Here is a 25,553-nt window from a genome sequence, read left to right as displayed (position 1 = left end):
TTCCCTATCCAGAGCCTCAGTTACTTAAAGACGAAACTAGGAAAAAGCGTTGTCGCTTAGCTCTTCTTGCATTTGCTCGCGCATTTTAAATTTTTGCAGTTTACCTGTTACTGTCATTGGGTAGTTTTCTACAAAACGGATATGTCGTGGCATTTTAAAGTAGGCTAGTTTGTCTTTTAAAAACTCACGAATTGCTTGCTCATCAAGTACAGCATCTTCTTTTGGTTGGATCCAAGCGCACACTTCTTCGCCATACTTTTCATCGGTTATACCAAATATGGCAGCATCTTGAATGCCAGGGTAGGTGTAAAGTACTTCTTCTATTTCTCGAGGGTAAATGTTTTCGCCGCCGCGAATAATCATATCTTTTATACGCCCAACAATCGTAACAAACCCTTCTGTATCCATGACACCTAAATCGCCAGAGTGCAGCCAACCTTCGTCATCTATTGTGGCTTTTGTTTTAGCTTCGTCATTCCAATAGCAGCGCATTATGCCTGCACCTTTACTACACACTTCGCCAGGTTGACCAATTTTTTGAATGTTACCCAGCTCGTCAATTATTTTAACCTCGGTATGGGCAAGGGCGCGGCCAACTGTCGTTACTTGCCGCTCAATTGAAGAGTCTGTTTCGGTAATGTTGTTTATGGGGCTGCACTCCGTTTGCCCGTAAGCAATCAGTATTTGATGCATGTTCATTTGTGTTTGTACTTTGCGCATTACTTGCTCTGGGCATGTAGAGCCTGCCATTACACCCGTGCGTAAAGTACTTAGGTCATAATCGTTAAAATTACTCAGCTCAAGCTCACTAATAAACATAGTAGGTACACCGTGCAGCGCTGTACATCCTTCTTGTTGAACTACATCAAGCGTGGTTTTTGCATCGAACGAATCACTTGGGTAAATGGCTGCTGCACCTTTACTAACACACAATAAGCTACCCAATACCATTGCAAAGCAATGATATAACGGGATAGGGATACATAACTTGTCATCGCTCGTAAAGTGCATAGATTCGGCGACGAATAGCGCATTATTTAAAATATTTTTATGAGTGAGCGTTGCGCCTTTTGGGTTGCCTGTTGTACCTGATGTAAATTGTATATTGATGTCTTGATCAGCATTTAAGTTTTCACCTATTGCTTTTAATTCAAGCTCATGAGCTGCTGTTGGCAAGTTAATAACATCATTAAAAGAGTGCATACCAGGAGATGCTTCATCGCCAATGCGGATTATATTTTTAAGAGTGGGTAGTGCTTTTAAATTAAGTGCGTACTTATCGCAAGTTGCAAGTTCTGGAGCCAAACCATTGAGCATTTCTAAGTAATCACTGCCTTTAAAATTTGATGCTGTGATTAGAGTAGAGCATTCAACACTATTTAAGGCGTATTGTAATTCGTTAGGACGATATGCCGGGTTGATGCACACCATTATTGCGCCAATTTTTGCCGTTGCAAATTGGGTTAAGCACCACTCAATATTATTAGGAGACCAAATACCAACGCGCTCACCTGGTTTTACGCCAAGGGCAAGTAACCCCTTCGCAAGCTGATTAACTTCTTTTTGAAATTCTTTATACGTTAATCTAATAGCTTGGTGATGAACTACAACAGCTAACGCCCCTGGGTTTTTGTCGACAATAAAGTCAAAGTACTCGCCTATAGTTGAATTTGTTAAAGGTGTGCTTTGTATACCTTTAAAGTAGCTTTGAGATAACGGCAAGTGATTTATTTGCTCTACTTCTTTTACCGCAATAGTGTGTGTGTGCATTGCTCTCTCCATGAAAATGTGTGTGAGTTATGTAAACTACAAAGTTAAAATAAACACATATTGTCGACAAAGAGAAGTGCAGTTAGACTAATGTATTATTAGATTAATAAAAGCTAATACTACTTTTTAGACACAAAAAAACGCGTCTTACAATGTAAGTACGCGTTTTTAAACGAGTAATGAGTTTACATTTCGTCGCTGCGGTATGTTTTTTTCATGATGTAAACGTAAGCGTTTACAAAAGCATTTTCTTGGTACTTTTTAAGGCCAGTTTCTTCAAAGGCAATAGGTATTGGATTACGTTTAACTTGTTCTTTAATTTCTGTTGTAGAAATCACGCGAACATCTAAGCCTTCAATTAATTGAATAGCAGTTTCCATTTTAAAGCCTTTTGCACTGCCAGCAAATTTACCTTTAGGCTGACGCTCACGAATTGCAACAGAATCAATTTGGTAATCTTGCATTAGTTTTGCAAAATCGAATTGAAATTTACGCATTACTTCAGTGTCGTTACCGTTACCTAAGGTAAAGCGTGTTTGGCGCACATCGCGAATATCAAATACGTCATTATCTTTACTTAAAATACAAAGTAGTACATCACTACCGGTAATTTCTACACCACATGTTCTCATGTCTATTCTCTAAAATAACTTAATTACGCAGTATTATACGCAACGCACATTAAAATGCGAGTGTGGGTATAGTTGTAGGCTCGTAATTAATGCATTGATGCTTTTATATTTTAATAAAATGATTTTTTTGCTTTAAAAGCTACATTTTGTGGATAAAACGGGTGGATTTCACCCCTTTAAACTTGTAATTAAATGCGCGGCACGCGACAATATATCTTTGTAGTTGAATAGACTCCTCATCTACATATATTAGTCAATGCTTATTCGTAAAAGCGTTGTCGAGTCATTCTCATTCTCATTTAATTTATTAAAAATACACGTGATACATTGTAGGTGTCACCACTGTAGCAAGGATTTATAATGCCAGTTATTACTCTTCCAGACGGAAGTCAACGTAGTTTTGAAAACCCTGTAAGCACGCTTGATGTTGCAAACGACATTGGTCCTGGTTTAGCTAAAGCGACCATTGCGGGCCGTGTAAATGGCGACCGTGTTGATGCATGTGATAAAATTTGTGAAGATTCTCGTCTTGAGATCATTACCGCTAAAGACGATGACGGCCTTGAAATCATTCGTCACTCTTGTGCTCACTTAATCGGTCATGCAGTTAAGCAACTTTTCCCAGACGCAAAAATGGCAATTGGTCCTACCATTGATAACGGTTTTTACTACGATATCGATATGGAACATTCATTATCACAAGATGATCTTGAAGCAATTGAAAAGCGTATGCTGCAACTTGCAAAAACCAACTACGACGTAGTGAAAAAAACAGTAAGCTGGCAAGAAGCACGCGATACATTTGAAGCGCGTGGCGAAACATACAAAATAGAAATTTTGGACGAAAACATCGCTAAAGATGACCGCCCAGGGTTATATCATCACGAAGAATATGTAGACATGTGTCGTGGACCTCACGTTCCTAACATGAAATTTTGCCAAAACTTCAAAATAATGAAAGTGGCGGGTGCATATTGGCGTGGTGATTCAGAAAACAAAATGCTACAACGCATTTACGGCACCGCGTGGGGCGATAAAAAGCAACTTAAAGCGTATTTAAAGCGCCTTGAAGAAGCTGAAAAACGCGATCACCGTCGTATCGGTAAAGCGCTTGATTTATGGCATTGGCAAGAAGAAGCACCAGGCATGGTATTTTGGCACAACGATGGTTGGAGCATTTACCGCGAGCTTGAAGAATTTGTACGTGAAAAATTACGCGAATATGAGTACGAAGAAGTAAAAGGTCCAATGATGATGGACCGTTCACTTTGGGAAAAATCAGGTCACTGGGAAAAATATTCAGAAGCAATGTTTACCACTGAGTCTGAAAAACGTGAATACGCAATTAAACCAATGAACTGCCCTGGTCACGTGCAAATCTTTAACCAAGGTTTAAAATCGTACCGTGATTTACCACTTCGTATGGCTGAATTTGGTTGTTGTCACCGTAATGAACCATCAGGTGCACTACACGGTTTAATGCGTGTACGTGGCTTTACACAAGATGATGCTCACATTTTCTGTACTGAAGAGCAGATAATGGACGAAGTGTCAGCGTGTATTAAGATGGTTTATGATACATATGAAACATTCGGATTTGAGAAGATTGTAGTTAAGCTATCTACTCGCCCAGAGCAACGCATTGGTGAAGACCATATGTGGGATAAAGCAGAGCTTGCTTTAGCTGATGCACTTAAGCTAAACGATATTGAATTTGATTATCTTCCGGGAGAAGGCGCGTTTTACGGTCCGAAGATTGAATTTACTTTGTACGATTGTTTAGACAGAGCGTGGCAGTGTGGTACAGTGCAATTAGACTTTGCATTACCGGGTCGTTTAGGTGCTACTTATGTAGCAGAAAATAACGAGCGTCGTACACCTGTAATGATACATCGTGCTATTTTAGGTTCTATTGAACGCTTTATTGGCATTTTAACTGAAGAGTACGCTGGTTTATTCCCGACGTGGCTTGCACCAAAGCAAGTGGTAATTATGAATATTACCGATAAACAGGCTCCTTATGTTAAAGAAGTTGTACAAAAATTAAATAAACTTGGAATTAGAGCCGCTGCTGACTTGAGAAATGAGAAGATTGGCTTTAAAATCCGTGAGCATACACTGAAGCGTATTCCATATTTACTTGTTGTTGGCGATAAAGAAGTTGAACAGCAAGAAGTAGCAGTGCGTACTCGCACAGGTGAAGACCTTGGCAAATTTAATGTTGATGATTTTGTAGCTAAAATTAGTGAAGAAATTAAAAATCGACAGTAAAAATCGAGCGTGTAAGGCATTAACAAACAGCCATTTACACGCTTATATTATTGATATTCTTGGAGGAACGTACTATTAGAGGCGGCAAGAAAGGGCAACAAACAGCTCAAAAAAATCGTATTAACGAAGAAATTACAGCGCAAGAAGTTCGTTTAATTGACATTGAAGGCGAACAAGCTGGAATTCAGTCATTACAAGACGCGCAAACTATGGCCGATGCAGCGGGTGTTGATCTTGTTGAGATCAGTCCAAACGCTGAGCCGCCTGTTTGTAGAATCATGGACTACGGTAAGTTCATCTTTGAAAAAAGCAAAGAACTAAAAGAGCAGAAGAAGAAGCAAAAGCAAATCCAGATAAAAGAAATCAAATTCCGTCCTGGTACGGATGAAGGTGATTATCAGGTTAAGCTTCGCAACTTACGTAAGTTCTTAGAAGCTGGTGATAAAGCTAAGATTACTATCCGCTTCCGTGGTCGTGAAATGGCTCACCAAGAAATTGGTATAGAATTATTAAACCGTATCAAAGCCGATTTAGAAGAGCTTGCAGTAGTTGAGTCTTTCCCAAATCGTGTTGAAGGCCGCCAAATGGTTATGATGATGGCGCCTGTTGCTAAAAAATAATTTTTAAGCGATAATACGCACCGAAATTAGCTCAGGTCTGCAAGCAATATGCGAATATTCACCTGAGTTAACCGGTCTTAAAGCAAGATTGCGGCATTTATGTTGGGTCTTCACCGGAACATGGCAGTAAGTTAGGCCTAAAAGTGGAGCTATAGAAATATATCTCACGCCTGCTTACTAATTTAAAAGCAATACAATTGGAGTTATTGCAATGGCTTATAAGCTAAAAAGTCACAGTGGCGCTGCTAAGCGTTTCAAAAAGACTGCTTCTGGCGGTTTCAAGCGTAAACAAGCGCATCTTCGTCATATTCTGACTAAGAAAACTTCTAAGCGTAAGTTACACCTACGTCCTAAGATGATGGTTCATAAAAATGACCATGGTCTAGTTTCACGTATGTTACCGTTCGCTTAATAGGGGTTTTTAGAAATGGCAAGAGTTAAACGCGGCGTTGTCGCACGTGCACGTCACAAAAAAGTTTTAAAACAAGCAAAAGGTTACTACGGAGCACGTTCACGTGTTTACCGCGTAGCTTTCCAGGCTGTTACTAAAGCGGGTCAATACGCTTACCGTGACCGTCGTGCGAAGAAACGTACTTTCCGTCAATTATGGATTGCACGTATCAATGCTGCTTCACGTCAAAATGGTCTGTCTTACAGCCGTTTTATCAATGGTCTTAAAAAGACTTCTGTAGAAATCGATCGTAAGATCCTTGCAGATATCGCTGTTTACGACCAAGTTGCATTCGCAGCGCTTGTAGAAAAAGCAAAAGAAGGCCTAGCCGCTTAAGCTTTTTTATATAAGTATTAAAAAGGAGCCTATGGCTCCTTTTTTTGTGCCTGTAATTTAGTAACTTAACCCAATGAGTAATACTAATTCGCTTAATTAAATGATCTATTTTGAGGGCGGAAAAACGTGTTGATAGCTAGGCAAAAAATTCGCTATTTAGTTGTTCTCGGCAATTGCTCCTGTATTGCTCTACCTTCTGCATCCATGCAGTCATAAATGAGAGTTTTTTAACGCAGGTAGCGACATGTTTAGCCCCGCAAAATGATTAAGTATTATTGCACATTGGTATAATACTTAATAAGGTTATAAAGCCTAAAAACACAGGTGTGAATGAGTGAAATGTATTTGGCTGCATTTTTTTGTTGAATCACCGCAGTTTCCTCATTATAAAAAATTTAGTTGATATAATTTATATAATTAAGGCGTTTGTTAGAGAATTTTATGTTTGCAAGTTTACTCATTTTATCTGCAAGTGTGGCGTATGACGCACACTTACCTCCACTCATTGAGTGGCAGGGGAAAAGCGTAGAGCTTTTACAAAAACAAGGGCCGTTAACTACTGACTTTGAGTTATCTGCAGGTGAAGCGTCGCCCGATTATGCAAATACAATGGCATTTGTAGATAGGTTAGTTGCTGCAAACCCTACTCAGTTTCAATCTCAAACCATTGGCTATAGTAATAGTAAGCGTGCAATAAAAATGCTAATTGCCAGTGAGCAAGGTTTTTTTGAAGCAAGGCAAATGGCTAATAGCACTAAGCCAACTATTTTTATCCAGGCAGGAATACATTCTGGGGAAATAGACGGTAAAGATGCCATGTTCATGTTACTCAGAGATATAGCGACGGGTAAGCGCCGTGACATTTTAAAAAAGGTAAACATATTATTTATTCCTATTTTAAATGTAGATGGCCACGAACGTAGCAGTGCATTCAATCGCATTAATCAACGGGGCCCTGCAAAAATGGGCTTTAGAACAAATGCTAATAACCTTAATTTAAATCGTGATTTTACTAAATTAGATACCCCAGAAGTTAGAAGTGTTTTAAAGGTTATTAACGACTACAACCCAAATTTATACATTGATGTACACGTTACCGACGGCGCAGATTACCAATACGATGTGACTTATGGTTACAATCCGGTATTTTCGAGCGAATCGCCTGCGGTATCAGATGCATTAAACCAGTTTTTTAAACCTCTCATTGACGATACGCTAGCAAAGCAAGGACACACGCCTGGACCACTTGTTTTTGTTATGGATAAACGTGACTTTAAAAAAGGGTTAGCGGGCTGGGTTGCTACGCCACGTTTTTCAAATGGTTGGGGGGATTTAAAGTCATTGCCGACTATTTTAGTCGAAAATCATTCATTGAAGCCTTACAAGCAACGTGTATTGGGAACTTATGTATTTTTAGATGGTGCTATTACTGCGCTATCAAAGCACAGTCATGGATTAGCTAATGCAGTAAAAAAAGAACAAGAATTTGTTCCTAAACAGTTAATAGTAAAGCGTGGCTATGCCAAGCAAGCTGATACGATTGCGCAGTTTAAAGGTATTGAATATTCATCAAGCATGAATTCACTTTCGGGTCAAAATGAAGTGAAGTATTTGGGTAAAGCACATACATATACTGACTTACCTATTTATTGGCAAAAAGATGTACAACATACAGTTGAAGTACCTAAAGCTTTTTTTATTCCGCCTGTATATAGCAACATTATTGAGAAACTAAAGTTACATGGTGTCTCTATTAATAAACTTGAAGGGGCAAACACACAGCCTTTGAAAGTTGCAAAGGTAGCAGACTGCACGTTTGATAAAGCACCATTTGAAGGGCGTTTTAGAGTATCAGCAACTTTTGATTACGTCCCTGCTATAAATGTAGATTTAGATGGTTGGTATCAAGTCAATACTCAACAAAAAGCAGGTGAATTAGCAGTTCATTTATTGCACCCGGAAGCCCCTGATTCATTTTTTGCGTGGGGTGAGTTTAATACTATTTTTCAGCGTACTGAATATATGGAAAACTATGCGCTAATTCCGTATGCACGCCAAATGCTAAAAGATAACCCAAAGCTTGCGCTTAAGTTTGATGAAAAACTTAAAGATAAATCATTCGCGAGTGACGCAGAAGCTCGATTAAACTGGTTATATGAGCAAAGTCCATTTTATGATCAAGCGTACTTAAAGTATCCAATACTTATGTCATTCGAAGAAGAAGTTGTTATTCCAGATCAAAAAAGTAAAGAAATTTAATATGGAAATCATAACTATACCTGTCACTGCCTTTGCACAAAACAGCCGTATTATTTGGTGTAGCGAAACTAAACACGCTGTGGTTATCGACCCAGGTGGCGACACTGATAAAATAATAACGGTCCTTAATAAGCATAAACTAGCATTAAGTGCTATTTGGTTAACGCACGGGCATTTAGATCATGTGGGTGGGGCTGATATTTTACGAAATCAATTTAACGTACAAATTATTGGTCCACAAAAAGATGAGTACTTCTGGTTTGAAAACTTACCTATGCAAGCACAGATGTTTGAATTTAAACCCATTGAACCGTTTTATCCGGATATTTGGCTAAACCATAACGACACAGTGAGCGTAGGAAAACTTAGCTTTTTAGTTAAACATTGCCCGGGGCATACACCCGGTCATATAGTGTTTTACCAACCAGACTATGAGTGCGTTATTGTCGGTGACGTTATTTTTAAAGGCTCAGTAGGGCGTACTGACTTTCCTAAGGGGAACAGTGAACAACTTATTGAGTCGATTAAGGCGCATATTTTAACCTTACCTGATAATACTAAAATATTGGCAGGACATGGTAGCGACACTACGGTGGGATTTGAAAAGAAAACAAATCCTTTTGTGAGTGGTAAGTTTGGTTAAGTTGCTTATTTTAAGTTTACAAACTGCATAAACATTAAAAATAAGCAGACTGAGTTTTAAAATGGTTGTATAATTTAACCAGTTTATTTGATAAATAAGAAATAAAATGTCTCTAAATCACGTAGATCGCCAAATATTGGCACTTTTACAACAAGATGCTAGTTTATCAACCGCAGAAATTGCAGATAAAGTAGGCTTGTCTCAATCTCCATGCTGGCGTCGAATCGCTAAGCTAGAGCAAGATGGTTATATAAAAAGCAAAGTGGCTCTTTTAGATGAGAAAAAACTTGGCTTTGATATGCTTGTATATGCACATGTGCGTTTATCAAATCACGGTAAAAAGAATCTTGCTGAGTTTGAAAAGCTGATCATGAGCTACGACGAGGTAACAGAGTGTTACACTATGGCTGGTACCATGGACTTTATGCTACGCATAATTTCACAAGGCATAGAAGGGTATGAGCATTTTGTGCGTGATAATTTACTAAGCTTAGAATACGTCCAAGAAGTACATTCTAATGTAACAATGACATGTGTAAAACGCAGTACTTCCCTTCCTTTGTAAAAGCACTTCTTTTAAAAGCTAAACCATTTTTAGTTTAGCTTAACCACATAATGACAATTGTTAACTGAGCGCTAATTTGGTAGAATTTAGCGCTTTTTTTGATACCCATTACACCATTTGAGGACCTCAATGTTTAACTTACTCAGTAGGGCGCCTAGCTCTGCTAAAAACGATATTCTATCTGGATTAACTGTGGCGTTAGCCTTAGTGCCAGAAGCAGTTGCGTTTGCCTTTGTTGCAAATGTAGAACCTTTGGTTGGTCTATATGCCGCGTTTATCGTTGGTTTAATTACGGCTATTTTTGGTGGTCGCCCTGGTATGATTTCAGGTGCAACCGGTGCACTAGCTGTTGTCATGGTAAGTTTAGTGCTTGATCACGGTGTTGAGTATCTATTTGCAACAGTCTTGCTGATGGGAATACTGCAAATTCTCGCGGGTGTATTTAAGCTCGGTAAGTTTATCCGTATGGTTCCTCATCCGGTAATGCTTGGTTTTGTAAACGGGTTAGCAATTGTTATATTTTTAGCTCAGCTAGGGCAGTTTAAAGTGCCAGACGGTATGGGCGGACAAGAATGGATGACAGGAAATCCATTATTTATCATGCTTGGCTTAGTTGCATTAACTATGGCAATAATCCACTTTTTGCCAAAATTGACTACAGCAGTGCCTTCATCTCTAGTTGCTATTGTAACTGTAACTGGATTAGTGATTGGGTTTGATTTAGAAGCGCATACAGTATTAGATTTCTTAAAAGGAATGACAGGCGACGAAACAGCAACAATCGCTGGCGGCTTACCTGAATTTCATATTCCTATGGTACCGTTTACTTTCGAAACGCTACAAATTATTTTTCCTTATGCACTTATTTTAGCGGCTATTGGTTTAATTGAATCATTATTAACGCTTAGCTTAATTGATGAGATTACAGAAACCCGTGGTCATAGTAATAAAGAATGTATTGGTCAAGGTGCTGCAAATATTACCTGCGGTATGTTTGGTGCAATGGGTGGTTGTGCAATGATTGGTCAATCAATGATCAATATAAATTCAGGTGGTCGCTCTCGTTTATCAGGTATAAGCGCTGCACTTATGCTACTTGGTTTTATTATTTTTGCCTCTAGCTTAATTGAAATGATCCCATTAGCTGCACTTGTTGGTGTTATGTTTATGGTAGTACTTGGTACATTTGAATGGGCAAGCTTTAAAATGATGAAGCGCGTACCATTATCTGATGCATTTGTAATTGTTCTTGTGTCGGGCGTGACGGTTATTACTGATTTAGCGATTGCTGTATGTGTGGGTGTTATTGTATCGGCTCTAGTATTTGCTTGGCAGCATGCGAAGCAGATATATACAACTAACTACATTGATCAGGAAGGCGCTAAGGTGTACGAACTACATGGTCCGTTATTCTTTGGCTCTGTTAAAAGCTTTTCTGAGTTATTCGATGTGAAAAATGATCCTAAAAATGTGATTGTTGAATTTAAACACAGCCGCGTATCTGACCACAGTGCAATAGAAGCAATTGATACACTTGCTGACAAATACACAAAAGCAGGTAAACAACTTCATTTACGTCACTTGAGTAAAGACTGTACGCAGTTGCTTCATAAAGCACGTGATTTAGTTGAAGTGAATGTGATTGAAGATCCAACCTACAAAGTAGCATCAGATAAACTAGCTTAATTTACACAAGGCTATTGATATTTAAAAAGCGGAAGGCGGATAACCTTTCGCTTTTTTAGTGTCTCGACTATTTGTTTGCGGTAAGACTCTTAAAAAGCAAGGCAAGCTGTAGTGCTATGCAAACTCATAAATCTATATAATAAGACTACCTAATTTTGTGAAAATTAGCCCTACATAGGTAAAAATAATAAAAATAACAAACGCCTATTTTATGGAATTAGTTTTAACCATACGGAGTAAACATCTATTTTGAACTGGCAATCATTAGTCGATAACAGGCAACGTTTTTTTTGGCTTTTGCAAATCGCGGGCTGGATTGGTTACGCGTTAGTAAATTATATCGGCTCTAAAGTATTTGAAATGCGTGATATATACGTATTTGTTATTTTATTGAATGCTTACGCTGGTTGTTTGATGACAGTGCCGCTTAGGTATATTTACCGTAAAATTTGGAATGCCTCGCCCTGGGTGTTAATGATTGTAGTATTTGGTGCCTCTTATATAACGGGCACTCTATGGGCTGTCGTTCAAAAATTCAATCTATGGGAAATATACCGCCATGGTTATAGACCAGAGGAGTGGTTTTATTACCTGCAGCAAGGTTTAGATTCGGTTTATATTATTTTATGTTGGAGTGGTTTGTACTTTGGCGTTAAATATTATCAGTTATTACAAAGTGAGCGACAAAAAGCGTTAAAGGCCACAACGATGGCACACGAAGCGCAACTAAAAATGCTCAGGTATCAGCTCAACCCCCATTTTCTATTCAATACACTTAACGCTATTTCTACTTTAATTTTGGTTAAAGAAAACAAAGATGCTAACTTAATGGTAGCAAGGTTAAGTGACTTTTTACGTTACACACTTAATACCGATCCAATTAAAAAAGTACCGCTTGAGCAAGAGCTACATGCTCTCATGCTTTATTTAGAAATAGAGCGCGTCCGTTTTGATGAGCGATTGAAAGTAAATGTAGATATTAGCGAGCAAGCAAAAGAGGCTTTAGTACCGAGCTTAATTTTGCAACCAATTATAGAAAACGCGATTAAATATGCCATTGCCCATCTGACAGAAGGTGGTGTAATTGATATTAAAGCACAAGTATTTGCGAATGAATTATTACTAGAAGTGGGTGACAACGGCCCAGGCACTGAAATACTTGATGGCCAATTAGTTAACGCTCAAGGTGTAGGTGTTGCTAACACCAAAGATAGATTAAAAACGTTGTATGAAAATAATTATTCGTTTGTATTATCACATAATACGCCAAGTGGATTAAAAGTTAATCTGCGAGTACCTTTTGAGAAGGCTGTGAAAAATGACTAAAATAAAAACACTCATTGTTGATGATGAACCGTTAGCGCGAAAAGGTTTAGCGGTAAGACTTGAAGAATATTCTGATATTGAAGTAATTAAATTGTGTAGTTCAGGCGCTGATGCAATTGAAATGTGCCAAAGCGAGAAAATCGATTTGGTTTTTTTAGATATTCAGATGCCAGGTATGAATGGCTTTGAGGTGGCAAGAGCGCTTAGCGAAAGTACAAAAGTACTACCTGCTATTGTATTTGTAACTGCTTTTGATCAGTTTGCTGTAAAAGCATTTGAAATTCATGCTCTCGATTACATTTTAAAACCCGTTGATGATAACAGATTAAAACAGGCGGTAGAAAAAGTGCATACTTATTTAAAAACGCAGCAAGACAACGCCCATAAGAAAAAACTAGCGAGTTTTGTAGCCGGTATTACTGGTAATAATTGCGAAGAAATATTAAAAAAATTAGCCACTGGCGATACCTTAACAGATAGACGTTACCCAGAATCGCTTGCAGTAAAAGAGCAGGGTGAAATTATACGGGTACCTGTAGCGACTATCCAATGGGTTGATGCTGCAGGTGACTATATGTGTTTACACTGTGAAGATGGACAAACGCATATACTTCGTAAAACAATGAAAGAGCTTGAGCAAGAGCTAGACCCTCAGTTATTTGTGCGTGTACACCGCAGTGCGATAGTAAACACAAAACAAATTAGTAAGCTGGTTACACAAGTAAGTGGCGAGTATTTATTAGTACTTGAAAACGGACAAGAATTAAAAGTGAGCCGTAGCTACCGAGATAAGGTTAAAGCGGCATTAGCAAGTTAAAGCCAACGCTTTTATTACAGGCACAAAAAATGCGAGCTAAGCTCGCATTTTTTATATTTAGTAATTATACCAATCCGCAACAATACTTAGTTATTTTGCGGGGCTAACGTGTCGCTACCTGTGTTAAAAAATTCTCATTTACGACTGCATGGATGCAGAAGGTAGAGCAATGCAGGAGCAATTGCCGAGAACAACTAAATAGCGATTTTTTGAATAGCTATCAACACGTTTTTCTATCCTCAAAATAGATCACTTAATTAAGCGAATTGGTATTAATTATGCGACAGTTACAATTTTCATTGTGTTAGTTGCGCCCACAGTTTCCATTGAGTCACCGTGAGTAATAATTACTGTATCGCCAGACTGTAAAGAACCTTGAGAAACTAAAGTATCAAGTGCCGCTTTTACCATACCGTCTTTTTCAGTTTTTGTAGAATCAAAAAATACTGGGTAAACACCACGATAAAGTGCTGTTTGACCTAATGTACTCGCATGGCGTGAAAGCGAGTAGATTGGTAAGCCAGAGCTGATACGTGACATTAATTTAGCCGTGCTACCAGATTCAGTAAGCGTGATGATAGCTTTAACAGAATCTAAGTGATTAGCTGCATACATAGCAGAAAGTGCGATAGATTCTGCATTGTTAGAAAAACGACTATCTAAACGATGCTTAGAAACATGCGTTTCTTTTTGAGATTCAGCACCTAAACAAACACGTGCCATAGTTGCAACAGTTTCTTCAGGGTAATCACCAGCAGCTGTTTCAGCTGAAAGCATTACAGCATCTGTTCCATCAAGAACAGCATTTGCAACATCCATAACTTCTGCACGTGTAGGCATAGGGTTATCGATCATCGATTCCATCATTTGCGTTGCTGTAACTACAGTACGGTTTAATGAACGAGCACGACGAATAATTAGTTTTTGCTTGCCCATAAGAGCTGCATCACCAATTTCAACACCTAAATCACCACGGGCAACCATTACAGCGTCAGACGCTAGAATGATGTCATCAACAGCTTCTTGTGTTTCAACGGCTTCAGCACGTTCAATTTTTGCAAGTAGTTGTGCTTTTGAACCAGCAGCTTCAGCAAGTGAGCGTACGTAGCGCATATCGTCGCCACTACGTGGGAATGATACGGCAATGTAATCTACGTCAATTTCAGCGGCAGTTATTAAATCTTCTTTATCTTTTTCAGTAAATGCTGGAGCAGTTAAGCCACCACCTAAACGGTTAATACCTTTATTGTTAGATAAAACACCGCCAACAGTTACAGTACAATGTACTAAGTGCCCAGCTACTTCATCAACAGTTAGTTGAATAAGGCCGTCATTTAGGAGTAGTAAGTCGTTAGGGCTAACGTCGTTAGGTAATTCTTTATAATCAATACCTACAGAGTTAACATCGCCTTCGCCTTTTTCCATTTTTGCATCAAGAGTGAACTTTGCACCCACAGCAAGCGTTACTTTACCTTCTTTAAAAGTAGAAACGCGGATTTTAGGGCCTTGAAGGTCAGCAAGGATAGCAATATGCTTGCCTAATTTTTTTGCAATATCGCGTACAGCTTGCGCACGGTCTTTATGATCTTGGGCAACACCATGTGAGAAGTTTAAACGTACTACATTAGCCCCAGCGATAATAATTTTTTCTAAGTTGTTATCTCTATCGGTAGCAGGTCCAAGGGTAGCGACTATTTTCGTGCGTCTTAGCATCAATTTCTCCTGTTTGCTTGGTGAAAGCATGTTGACGTTATTTTGTTGAATTAAAACATCTATATTAGATTAAAATATTTTAATTATGTGCAAACTTCAAAGGTTTGCCACTATTTTATACAAAACTATTGTGTCATCATTATGACACCGGTGTCAGAATGCGTCAATGATCTTAATTTCAATTAGCGTTGCTTTTAGTCACCCCGAGAGCATTGATGTTTGATATAATTACGTAGCTTATTTATCTGTAATAAAAAAGCATGTTGTATGGGCTCATAGTTAGTATTTTATGACTGTATGAGTATAATGCACGCGGTATTATTTAATTTATACACTGAATTTTCTAACCAAATAGTTGTTACCGAGGAGGACACTAGATGCAAGTTGCATTAGTAGGGTTAGGCGTTATGGGAAAAAATCTTGCCCTAAACTTGATTGAAAAAGGGATAACGCTAGTCGCTTATGATAAAAACCCACATGCGGGTGAAGAGTTACTAAGTTGTGCCAAATCACAAGGCATGGCTGATAGGCTTCACATTGTCTCTGATTTAAGTGACATGGTAAGGCGTTTAGAGGCACCTCGTTCTATTTTATTACTTGTTCCTGCTGGTGAGTTAGTTGATACAGTTTGTAATGAACTTGTAGAGGCCGGCGTTAATTGTGACGATATGATAGTCGATTGCGGTAATAGTAATTATAAAGACGGTATAACGCGTAAACTCAAATACCAAAATAAATTTGAATTTGCCACTATGGGAATTTCTGGCGGTGCAGAAGGCGCTCGTCATGGTCCTGCAATGATGGCAAGTGGTTCAGAAGGTGGTTGGGAACGTATTGAGCCATGGTTTGAAAAAGTAGCTGCTAGCTATAATGGCGACTCGTGTTTTGCACGTGTTGGCCAATCAGCAAGTGGTCATTTTGTAAAAATGGTTCACAACGGTATTGAATACGCACTGATGCAACTTATTGCAGAAGTGTACCAATTACTTCGTTTAGGTACTAATCGTTCTCCACAAGAAGTAGCTGAGATATTTAATGACTGGTCAGAAGGTCAATTAAATAGTTACTTACTGTCTATTTCTAGCCATATATTGTCACTTGAAAATCATAATAATGTACCGCTTGCGGACTTAATTGATAATAAAGTTGGCGCTAAAGGTACTGGTCTTTGGACTGCGCAAAATGCACTCGAACTTGGTATTGCTGTCCCTTCACTTGTTGCTGCTGTTCAAGCTCGTCATTTAACTAATGCATGTAACACAACGGCTGCACAAGAGATGACATATGCATCTAAATCAACGAACAATGTTGAAATTGATTTAGAAGAGCTAAAAGACGCGTTCTTACTTGCAAGCTTACTTGCGTATCGTCAAGGTTTAGCGCTAATCAAAGGTGCATCACGTACTCATCAGTGGAAAGTAGATTTATCTAAAACGCTTCAAACGTGGCGCGCTGGTTGTATAATTCGTGCTGACTACCTTGATAGCGTTGCACAAGGTGTTGAATTTATTGACACTCTTGAAAAAGAGTCTAACTCTTTGCGAAAAATTACCGGTCAAGCAATAATGACTGGTTTAGCATTCCCTGTATTGGGAGCTACACAAACGTATTTAGCAACATTAACTACACCGAGTAATGGGCATTTAGTTCAAGCCCAGCGTGATTACTTTGGTGAGCACGGCATAAAAACCCACATTGGTGAAATGTGTCATTTAACTGATTTAGTAGATATAGACGCTAAAGTTAGATAAAAAACAGTTGTTTAAAACGATAAAGGCACGCTATTTAGCGTGCCTTTTGTATTTTTAGCTCGTAAAAATTATCGGCTTAACTCACCACGTAAGTTATCTTGCATTAAATGACGAATCGTTTCGACTTCAAGCTTTTGGCTAAATAAATAATGTAACTTAGTTAAACATGCTTCAAGGGTCATATCATACCCACTTATTACACCAATATTTAATAGCGCATTACCTGTTGCATAGCCACCCATGTTTACATGACCTTTTAAGCACTGAGTTAAGTTAACAATTACGACGCCACGTTTACTTGCTTCTTCGAGTATTGACAAAAAGCTCGGATCTTGTGGTGCATTACCTACACCAAAGCTCAGTAGCACCAGTGATTTAATATTGCCATTGACCAAGCTTTTAACTACCTCTTGGCTAATGCCAGGATACAAATAAAGCACCCCGATAGGTTGAGGTGTAATTGGTGTAACTTGCAGCTCATTTTCAACATATGGGCTAAGTTGACCCTTAATAAGTTGAATATTAATACCTGATAACGCTAAGGGGTCTAGATTAGGCGAGGCAAAAGCATTAAACCCATCCGCGTGTGCTTTAGTTGCTCTATTACCTCTAAACAGTTGGTTATTAAAAAAGAGACTTACTTCAGCAATAGGATAATTTGCAGCTAAATACATGGCATTAAGTAAGTTTACTTGGCCATCAGAACGTAATTGTGAGAGCGGAATTTGTGAGCCGGTTACAATCACAGGTTTAGTCAAATTTTCGAACATAAATGACAGCGCTGAGGCTGTATACGCCATAGTATCAGTGCCATGGAGCACCACAAAACCATCATAATCTTGGTATTTATCTTTGATATCATTAGCAATGAGTTGCCAATGCTCTGGTGACATATCTGAAGAATCTATAAGAGGGCAGTATTCGTGAATATCAAACAAAGGCATTTCATCACGATTAAATTCTGCGTTATTCACTACGGTTTCTGTTAAAAAACCTTCAGCCGGAATATAGCCTCGACTCGATTTTTTCATACCTATAGTACCGCCAGTATAAGCGATATAAATGCGTTTACGTTTCATAAAAAAAGCCCAGTAAAAAAACTGGGCCTAGTATAACGTTAAGCAGCTTTAAATACAGCTGATTAGGTGAAGCTATGCACTTTTATTGTGCAACGTTACACACTAAACAGCGTGCGTATACACCTTGTGGATCGTTGTAATCTTTAAGGTTTTCAACTTCAGTACTTAATTGGTTAATAACACTTTGTAAATTAGCTTGTGTTGCTAACACAGATGTTTTTTGTGTTTGCAAACCAAGCAAAGATTTAATAGACGCATTACCAAAAATGTTTTGGATCATTTTTTCTTGCGAGCTTAAATCTTGTTTAATAGTTTTAACTTCATAATGATTAAGCTTGGCAAGTGCAGCAGCGGCTTCAATCGCACCTTGTTTGTCGCCTAGCTTATCAACCAAACCTAGTTCAAGTGCTTGAGATGCAATCCATACACGGCCTTGGGCAATTTTGTCAACCTGCTCAGGCGTCATATTACGCGCATCAGCAACAACATTTAAAAAGCGTCCGTATGCTTCCTCAACGTTCATTTGAATTACTTGACCCATTTTTTCATTTAGTGGACGAGTGATAGAAAAGCCAGCCATTTCGGTTGTTGCAACGCCATCTGAATAAACACCAATTTTCGATAAGGTTTTCTCAAATGTCATAAAGGTACCAAATACACCAATTGAACCTGTAATAGTACTCGGTGCTGCCCAGATTTCGTTTGCAGCAGAGGCAATCCAATAACCACCTGATGCAGCCACAGAACTCATTGAAGCAATAACAGGCTTTCCAGCAGCTTTAAGCGCTAATACTTCTGCACGAATAACTTCAGAGGCAAACATACTACCGCCACCAGAGTCGATACGTAGTACAACAGCTTTAACTTTATCATCAAGGCGTGCTTTACGAAGTAGGGCAGCTGTAGAGTCACCCCCAATTTCGCCCGCTTTACGCTCACCATCAACAATCGTACCTTTAGCAACAACTACCGCTACTTTTTCGGTAATAGGGTTATCAATTTCAATAGGCGGTTTAATTAAGCTTAAGTATTCACGAAATGAAACTTGCTTAAATGTCTTACCATCTTCTTGTGTGCCCACTAAATCAATTAATTGTTTGCGAACTTGCTGATTTGTTTTTAAAGAGTCAACCCACTGGTGATCAAGTGCATATTTACCTGCATCGCCATCGGCAGCTTTCATTTTTTCTAGATATACGTCCATTGTTTCGTCAAAATTTGACTCATCAAACGGGCGAACAGCGGCAACATCTTGTTTGTATTCGCTCCAAAGAGCGCCTAACCAAACGCGGTTAGCTTCTTTAGCTGCATCGGACATGTCGTTACGAATAAAAGGTTCTACTGCTGACTTAAAAGTACCAACACGGAAAATATGCTGCGTTACTTCAAGCTTTTCAAGTGCATCTTTAAAGTAAAGCGGGTACATGCCATAACCTTCAATACCTACGCTGCCGTATGGGTGCATAGCTATTTCGTCAGCATGCGATGCAATATAGTATTGCGCTTGAGTATAGTAATAACCCGATGCAATTACTTTTTTGCCAGCTTGCTTGAAGGCATCAATAGCCTTTGTAATTTGCTTAAGTTTATTTAAATGTGCTTTAGGCATCTCTTGTAAATCAAGAAATATCACCGTGATACGATCGTCTTTAGTCGCCTCGTTTATTACTTCAACAATATCATCGAGTAATATTTCGCTTGGTGCTTCAGAACCAGAAGTTGCATCACTAATTGCGGCTTCAACTGGGTCTATATATGTTTTCTCTTCAACAATAGGGCCATTTAAGTTAAGCCTAAGTACAGAGCCATTTTCAACTATTATTTGATCATCGTCACTTGAGAGTGACACAAAGAAAACAATTACCAGTAATAAAAACAAAATGTTTAGTATTAAGCGACGAGAAAAATTAATTCCAGCCCAAATACCTTTAAATACCTTTGCTATCAAAATAGCTCCTTAATTTGGTACAGTTAATACATTAGTTCCATCTTAGCCTAGAATAAAAATAAATTTAACTGCTAAATCGTAACGAAGTGTTTATGAACCTATATAAACGTAAGTTTTTACTGCTATTTTTAATTAAATGCATGCACATATTGCTTATTACTTGCCATTAAAGCAGAATTAGCTAATGTATACAGGTTAGACCAGTTAACGGGACACAAGATGTTAGAACAACAATTACAACTAAAACACACACAATTACGTAACCGGTTGGTTATGGGCTCAATGCATACAGGTCTTGAAGAGGGCTGGCATAACCGCAAACGCTTACGCGCATTTTATGAAGCACGTGCAAAAGGTGGCACCGCGATGTTAATTACAGGCGGATATAGCCCTAATTTACGTGGCAAGCTAACACCTATTTCTTCCTCATTTAATAGTTATTACGATGTGTTTAAGCATCGCGCTTACACAGATGCTGTGCATAAACACGGTGGAAAAATTTGTTTGCAATTATTACATGCTGGACGTTATGCATACCATCCTTTCAATCAAGCACCAAGTGCAATAAAAGCACCTATTAATCCTTATAAACCTAAAGCGATGTCGCTTGGCTCGATTAAAAAAACAATTAAAGACTTTGCGCATTCTGCCTATATGGCTGAAAAAGCCGGCTACGATGGCGTAGAGGTCATGGGTTCTGAAGGGTATTTGATTAATGAGTTTATGGCGCCGCACACCAATAAACGTGATGATGAGTTTGGTGGCAGCTTAGAAAATAGAATGCGACTTGCACTTGAAATAGTTAAAGCTGTAAGAGCAAAAGTATCTGAAAAATTCTTAATTATTTTTAGATTGTCGGTCATTGATTTGATTCCAAACGGTTCAACACCAGAGGAAGTTGTTATTCAAGCTACCGAACTTGAAAAAGCGGGTGTTGATATATTTAACACTGGTATTGGTTGGCACGAAGCGCGTGTACCGACTATTGCGAGTATGGTGCCACCGGGTGCATTTAAAGAAGCATCAAAGCGTTTAAAAGACGTAGTTAATGTCCCTGTGATTGCTGTTAACCGAATTAATACTCCAGAAATTGCTAACGATATTTTAAATGCAGGCGAGGCTGATTTAATTTCGATGGCACGTCCATTATTAGCTGATCCTGAGTTTTTTAATAAGTACGTAAACAATCAATCTAAACAAATCAATATTTGTATTGGCTGTAACCAGGGTTGTCTAGATCACGTATTTAAAAATAAACGTGCTACGTGTTTAGTTAATCCACAAGCTGCATTTGAGCTAGATTACCCGCTAGAGCAAGCAGCTAAAGCTAAAAATGTATTAGTTGTCGGTGCAGGTCCTGCTGGTTTATCAGCAAGTTGTTACTTGGCTCAAAAAGGGCATAACGTCACGTTAATTGATCAAAAATCGCAAATGGGTGGCCAATTTAATTTAGCCATGCAGATACCGGGTAAAGAAGACTTTAACCATACACTTACTTATTTCACTAATGAGCTCGAGCGATTAAAAGTAACTGTGGAGCTTAGTAAAGCTTACGACGATTCAATGCTTAAAGATTATGATGATATTGTTTTTGCAACAGGCGTTAGGCCGCGTGAAGCCTCTATTAAATGTAGTGATGATAAGCGTGTGTTTGCTTATGACGAAGTTATACGCGGCGAAGTAGAATTGGGCAAATCAATCGCTATTTTAGGTGCTGGCGGTATTGGTTTTGATATGGTTGCTTTTTTAAGTGAACATAAATCACAATCTATTAGCGAGTTTAAAACGCAATGGGGGATTGAGTGTGATGCACAACCTCATAAAGACGAGCGCCAATTGTATATGTTAAAACGCAGTTCGGGTCGTTTTGGTAGTGAGCTTGGTAAAACCACTGGTTGGATACATCGCCAAGTTGCTAAACAGCATGGTGTTAAACAAATTGCTGAGTGCCAATATCAAAGTTTTGATAAAAATGGGTTAACAATTAATGTTGCTGGAGAAGTTCAAGTACTGCCGGTAGATACTGTTATTGCGTGTATTGGTCAGGTTTCTAATAGCGAAGTGCTAGAAGGTTACACAGATAACGCAAAAGTGCATGTGATAGGCGGAGCCAAATTGGCTGCTGCAATTGATGCTAAACGCGCTATCTTTGAAGCCCTACAAGTGGCGAGAAGTATTTAACCTTTGTAAATAAATTGAAATGGTTTATCAATTTATACGGTCTTTGTTGTTTGTAGTCTATAACTTAATAAACATTGAACACACAGGATACGCATGAATAAACTAATCAGTTTTTATAACATAATATTGGGTAAACTATCGTTTTTAGATGGTTTACCTGCTTTACTATTTCGCTTGATTTTAGCTCCTGTTATGATCATCGCAGGTTATAACAAACTTGCTATAAGCACTGAAACAGAAGGCTTTCTAAATAACTTTTTAGCATCGCCTGATGTCGTTCAATGGTTTGGTAATAGTGAATGGGGTTTAGGCTTACCGTTTCCTGATTTACTAGCTTTCTTAGCTGGATGGAGTGAATTTTTAGGTGGTTGGTTGTTATTATTTGGCCTTTTAACTCGCTTAGTCAGTATCCCGCTTATGTTCACAATGGTTGTAGCGGCTACTTCAGTACATTGGCATAACGGGTGGTTTGCAATAGCGCCGACTAATCCAGAAACAAGTGCTGCGCAAGTACTTGATTGGCTATCTATCCCTGGTGCAAAAGAAAGCCTCGAAAACTCATTAGAAGTACAAGACAGGATAGGGAAAATTCGAGGCTTAGTTGAAGAGCACGGCTTTCCTGATTACCTATACGAAAAAGGTAAACCATCTATTTTAAATAATGGCATAGAATTTTCGGCAATTTATTTTGCTATGCTCCTAAGTTTATTTTTTATGGGCGGTGGGCGTTTTGTTAGTATTGATTACTGGTTAAAGCGAAACGTTATAAAAAAATAACGCATTAAATGTATTTTATTAACGGCTGCATAGTTGACCCTTTGCGGCCGTTTTGCATTTTTAATTTCTCGGTATTTATTATTTAAGGTTTTAAATGTTACTCTATCGTTTTGAATTTTGAGGAATCGTTATGAACGCTATCGAGCTTTTACTTACCCGCCAATCAGACTCTAAACTAACAGAGCCGGGTCCTACGCCTGAGCAGCTCGACATAATTAAGCAAGCAGCATTACGTGTTCCTGATCATGGATGTATAGCACCGTGGCAGTTCATCATTGCTCAAGGTGATGCACGCAATAAACTGGGTGAAATTTACCATCAAAGTGCAGTGGCAGAGCAACAGACAGAAAAAGTAATCAATCGTGCTAAAGAGCTTCCCCTTCGTGCGCCTATGATTGTAATAGCAATCGCTAAATATCAAGAACACCCAAAAGTTTCTCGTATCGAGCAAGTACAAAGTGCAGGCTGTAGTGTATTAGCAATGCAACAAGCTGCATTTGCTCAAGGTTTAGGTGGTGTTTGGCGCACAGGTTACTTTGCACAAAGTAGAGCAGTCAAAAAAGCGCTTAACTTACATGAGCAAGATGAAATTGTAGGGTACTTATACATAGGTACTCCTCAAGTCGAGTGTAAAAAGTCACCTCGCCATAAACCAGAACATTATTTTAGTAATTTGTGAATAGTATGAACTTTATGCAATTTGTATAGTCATAATTCATTAAGGTTACCAAGAGTAATATAAAAGAGTTAGTGGTTTGGCTGTGAGAAGCGCTTGGAAGCACAAAAGTTAATAATTCTTCTTCAGTTTGTTTTTTAATCGGTTGTTTTTTGATACATTATGGAAAGTCTTAATAAAAATAACGATAAAGAAGACGAAAACAATGGGAAATTTATTTTTACAGGAAAAAGAAAACTGGCTTGCGTGGTCAATTTGGGGAATTGTTGGTGCTTTTGTAACTTTGTATGTTGCAATGAGTACAAATGCAGCGCATTTTATAGCAGGCTCTGCAATAGGTATGCTAATACTGTTAACTTTGTGGATGCAACAGTCTAAACGTTTTGACTTTGGACGGGCATTTAAAGTGTGTTGTTATGTTTTAGCGCTAAGTGTACTCCCCGCTTTTATGTTTGTAATAGTGCCAAGTGATGATTTAAATCGGTTTGACTTAATTTTTCAAAGTGTAACATTCACGGCACTGAGTTTATTGGCTTGTTTGATTTGTTCTTGGATTGCTCGCAGGCCCAAACAATATTACTGAGTATTGAATTAATAAGCGTGTTGCAGTAAATAGCGCAACAAAAGAGCAATGTGACTTGTTTTTAATCGTTTAATTATTATTTACGATTAATTTATATTTAGCTCTTTACAAGTAACACGTTTAACCATATTATTCGCGCCGTACGGAGAGATGGCAGAGTGGTCGAATGCACCGGTCTTGAAAACCGGCATGGGTTTATAGCCCATCTAGGGTTCAAATCCCTATCTCTCCACCATTATTTAAAAAAAACCGCCTTATAGGCGGTTTTTTGCTTTGTGGAGTTTAATTAATGACTAAAGCAACAAACCTATCAACCTCACAGCAATTAATAAAACATCTTTTATTATGGGTGGTATTTGGTTACTGCTATCAAAGTGCTATTAGCTTGTTGGCAAAAATGGCGGTCGACGCACAGCCAGAATATCCATTAATTACCGCTTTTGCTTATGGTCTTGGTTTTAATATTTTGGCTGCCCATCTTATTACTAAATATGATAAACATTGGCCAGTAATTGGCTCTGCTTTTATTGGTTTAGTAGGCTTAGTTGCAGTGCCATTTTTACTGTCTGGCGAACCTGGATTATTAGCTACTCCTTTACTTGTTGGAATTTTATTCACTTTACCGCTTTGTAGTTATATTGTTGGCCTAATTAAGCTAAAACTCAGCAAAAACTAGCCCCAAACGGGGTTTATTTTGTGATAGCATATACGTGTCTTTTAACTAACAAAACGTGAAAAACACATTATGTCAGATAATTTTACTACAGATGCTGAAAAAGCAAGTTACGGTATTGGCTTACAAATGGGTGAGCAACTTAAGTCTAATCCTTTTGAAGGCTTAAACCTAAATTCAGTATTTGAAGGCATGAAAGATGCGTACGCTGGTAGCGCATTTCAAGTTGAGATCCCTGAGATTCAAGCTGCATTCGAAAAGATTAACGAAGAGATCCAAGCTCGTCGTGAAGAAGAATCTAAAGTACTTTCTGCCGAAGGTATTGCATTCTTAGAAGAAAACGCAAAACGTCCTGAAATCACAGTAACTGAGTCTGGTCTTCAATACGAAGTACTAGCGACTGGCGAAGGCGAAAAACCAACTGCTGAGTCTACAGTACGTGTCGATTACCACGGTACACTAATTAACGGTACTGTGTTTGATAGCTCATACGAGCGCGGTCAACCAGCTGAATTTCCAGTTGGTGGCGTGATCAAAGGCTGGACTGAAGCATTACAAATGATGCCTGTAGGTACTAAATGGCGTATCTACGTTCCTCATGAGCTTGCTTATGGTGAACGTGGCGCAGGTGCTGCAATCGCACCTTTCTCAACGCTTGTATTTGATGTTGAACTACACGAAATCATTTCTTAATTTAAATAAACTTTAAAATTAAGAGTTTAAAAAGCCGTATTCAATCTGAATACGGCTTTTTTGTGTCTGTAATCTAAGTGTTTTATACCAATTCGATTAATTA

At 38.5% G+C, this 25,553-nt stretch carries 22 protein-coding genes and 1 tRNA gene; 18 read left to right on the top strand and 5 right to left on the bottom strand.

All coding sequences use genetic code 11. The features are described from left to right. Window positions 1-36: 36 nt before the first annotated feature. Both H5122_RS04120 and H5122_RS04115 read right to left on the bottom strand, forming a co-directional pair. Window positions 37-1,770 carry an AMP-binding protein gene (locus H5122_RS04120; RefSeq protein WP_182681352.1) on the bottom strand — a complete coding sequence of 578 codons (1,734 nt, stop codon included), beginning with the start codon at window positions 1,768-1,770 and terminating at the stop codon, window positions 37-39. Window positions 1,771-1,955: 185 nt separating this feature from the next. Next, window positions 1,956-2,402: a DUF3010 family protein gene (locus tag H5122_RS04115; RefSeq protein ID WP_182681351.1), complete on the bottom strand. Its 447-nt coding sequence runs from the start codon at window positions 2,400-2,402 to the stop codon at window positions 1,956-1,958. 360 nt (window positions 2,403-2,762) lie between these two features. On the opposite strand from H5122_RS04115, the gene thrS reads away from it, so the two are divergent. From thrS to H5122_RS04065, 10 genes are all read left to right on the top strand, one after another. After that, window positions 2,763-4,673 (top strand): threonine--tRNA ligase, encoded by a 1,911-nt coding sequence (thrS, locus tag H5122_RS04110; RefSeq protein WP_024606251.1) that lies wholly within the window; start codon window positions 2,763-2,765, stop codon window positions 4,671-4,673. A 59-nt stretch (window positions 4,674-4,732) separates the two neighbouring features. After that, entirely contained in the window at window positions 4,733-5,293 is a 561-nt protein-coding gene (gene infC, locus H5122_RS04105; RefSeq protein ID WP_002960714.1) for a translation initiation factor IF-3, read from the top strand. Window positions 5,294-5,504: 211 nt separating this feature from the next. Continuing rightward, window positions 5,505-5,705 carry a 50S ribosomal protein L35 gene (gene rpmI, locus H5122_RS04100; protein WP_002960713.1) on the top strand — a complete coding sequence of 67 codons (201 nt, stop codon included), beginning with the start codon at window positions 5,505-5,507 and terminating at the stop codon, window positions 5,703-5,705. A 15-nt stretch (window positions 5,706-5,720) separates the two neighbouring features. Continuing rightward, window positions 5,721-6,080 carry a 50S ribosomal protein L20 gene (gene rplT / locus H5122_RS04095; RefSeq protein ID WP_002960711.1) on the top strand — a complete coding sequence of 120 codons (360 nt, stop codon included), beginning with the start codon at window positions 5,721-5,723 and terminating at the stop codon, window positions 6,078-6,080. 441 nt (window positions 6,081-6,521) lie between these two features. Further along, the gene (locus tag H5122_RS04090) at window positions 6,522-8,339 is read left to right on the top strand and encodes a M14 family metallopeptidase (RefSeq protein WP_182681350.1); all 1,818 of its coding nucleotides are present in this window, start codon (window positions 6,522-6,524) and stop codon (window positions 8,337-8,339) included. 1 nt (window position 8,340) lies between these two features. Then, complete coding sequence (locus H5122_RS04085; protein ID WP_182681349.1) at window positions 8,341-8,982, top strand: MBL fold metallo-hydrolase; 642 nt, start codon at window positions 8,341-8,343, stop codon at window positions 8,980-8,982. 106 nt (window positions 8,983-9,088) lie between these two features. Next, window positions 9,089-9,547: an Lrp/AsnC family transcriptional regulator gene (locus H5122_RS04080; RefSeq protein WP_002960703.1), complete on the top strand. Its 459-nt coding sequence runs from the start codon at window positions 9,089-9,091 to the stop codon at window positions 9,545-9,547. A 129-nt stretch (window positions 9,548-9,676) separates the two neighbouring features. Next, window positions 9,677-11,233, top strand: coding sequence for a SulP family inorganic anion transporter (locus H5122_RS04075; protein WP_182681348.1), 1,557 nt, complete (start codon window positions 9,677-9,679; stop codon window positions 11,231-11,233). A 249-nt stretch (window positions 11,234-11,482) separates the two neighbouring features. Next, window positions 11,483-12,559, top strand: a complete 1,077-nt coding sequence (locus H5122_RS04070) for a sensor histidine kinase (RefSeq protein ID WP_024596641.1) — start codon at window positions 11,483-11,485, stop codon at window positions 12,557-12,559. Further along, complete coding sequence (locus H5122_RS04065) at window positions 12,552-13,376, top strand: LytTR family DNA-binding domain-containing protein (RefSeq protein ID WP_024596642.1); 825 nt, start codon at window positions 12,552-12,554, stop codon at window positions 13,374-13,376. Before H5122_RS04070 ends, H5122_RS04065 begins: the two co-directional genes overlap by 8 nt. 276 nt (window positions 13,377-13,652) lie before the next feature. On the opposite strand, the gene pyk is transcribed toward H5122_RS04065, so the two are convergent. Then, window positions 13,653-15,089 (bottom strand): pyruvate kinase, encoded by a 1,437-nt coding sequence (gene pyk / locus H5122_RS04060; protein WP_002962904.1) that lies wholly within the window; start codon window positions 15,087-15,089, stop codon window positions 13,653-13,655. A gap of 377 nt (window positions 15,090-15,466) precedes the next feature. Here pyk and gndA point away from each other — a divergent pair, with 377 nt between their 5' ends. Continuing rightward, window positions 15,467-16,840, top strand: a complete 1,374-nt coding sequence (gene gndA, locus H5122_RS04055) for an NADP-dependent phosphogluconate dehydrogenase (protein WP_182681347.1) — start codon at window positions 15,467-15,469, stop codon at window positions 16,838-16,840. Window positions 16,841-16,908: 68 nt separating this feature from the next. Here gndA and ansA read toward each other — a convergent pair whose 3' ends face one another. Together ansA and sppA are read right to left on the bottom strand one after the other, a co-directional pair. Further along, window positions 16,909-17,919, bottom strand: a complete 1,011-nt coding sequence (gene ansA / locus H5122_RS04050; RefSeq protein WP_002962901.1) for an asparaginase — start codon at window positions 17,917-17,919, stop codon at window positions 16,909-16,911. 82 nt (window positions 17,920-18,001) lie between these two features. After that, window positions 18,002-19,867, bottom strand: a complete 1,866-nt coding sequence (gene sppA / locus H5122_RS04045; protein WP_182681346.1) for a signal peptide peptidase SppA — start codon at window positions 19,865-19,867, stop codon at window positions 18,002-18,004. Window positions 19,868-20,086: 219 nt separating this feature from the next. On the opposite strand from sppA, the gene H5122_RS04040 reads away from it, so the two are divergent. The 7 genes from H5122_RS04040 (at window position 20,087) to H5122_RS04010 (ending at window position 25,450) form a co-directional block, all read left to right on the top strand. Further along, entirely contained in the window at window positions 20,087-22,048 is a 1,962-nt protein-coding gene (locus tag H5122_RS04040) for an FAD-dependent oxidoreductase (RefSeq protein ID WP_182681345.1), read from the top strand. 93 nt (window positions 22,049-22,141) lie between these two features. Beyond that, complete coding sequence (locus H5122_RS04035; protein WP_182675586.1) at window positions 22,142-22,825, top strand: DoxX family protein; 684 nt, start codon at window positions 22,142-22,144, stop codon at window positions 22,823-22,825. Window positions 22,826-22,955: 130 nt separating this feature from the next. Continuing rightward, a complete protein-coding gene (locus H5122_RS04030) occupies window positions 22,956-23,504 on the top strand; it encodes an NAD(P)H nitroreductase (RefSeq protein WP_182681344.1) in 549 nt (182 codons plus the stop codon). 202 nt (window positions 23,505-23,706) lie between these two features. Then, on the top strand, window positions 23,707-24,084 hold the full coding sequence (locus tag H5122_RS04025) for a hypothetical protein (protein ID WP_002962892.1): 378 nt from the start codon (window positions 23,707-23,709) through the stop codon (window positions 24,082-24,084). A 144-nt stretch (window positions 24,085-24,228) separates the two neighbouring features. Continuing rightward, window positions 24,229-24,319 (top strand) — tRNA-Ser (locus tag H5122_RS04020). A 54-nt stretch (window positions 24,320-24,373) separates the two neighbouring features. Then, window positions 24,374-24,760, top strand: a complete 387-nt coding sequence (locus tag H5122_RS04015; RefSeq protein WP_182681343.1) for a hypothetical protein — start codon at window positions 24,374-24,376, stop codon at window positions 24,758-24,760. 69 nt (window positions 24,761-24,829) lie between these two features. After that, window positions 24,830-25,450, top strand: coding sequence for an FKBP-type peptidyl-prolyl cis-trans isomerase (locus H5122_RS04010; RefSeq protein ID WP_002962890.1), 621 nt, complete (start codon window positions 24,830-24,832; stop codon window positions 25,448-25,450). Window positions 25,451-25,553: the final 103 nt, after the last annotated feature.

The sequence above is a fragment of the Pseudoalteromonas sp. SG43-8 genome (assembly GCF_014164245.1).
Classification (GTDB): Bacteria; Pseudomonadota; Gammaproteobacteria; order Enterobacterales; family Alteromonadaceae; genus Pseudoalteromonas; species Pseudoalteromonas distincta.
Note: the sequence above shows the minus strand (reverse complement) of the source record. Positions and strands in the feature narration are given on the sequence as shown.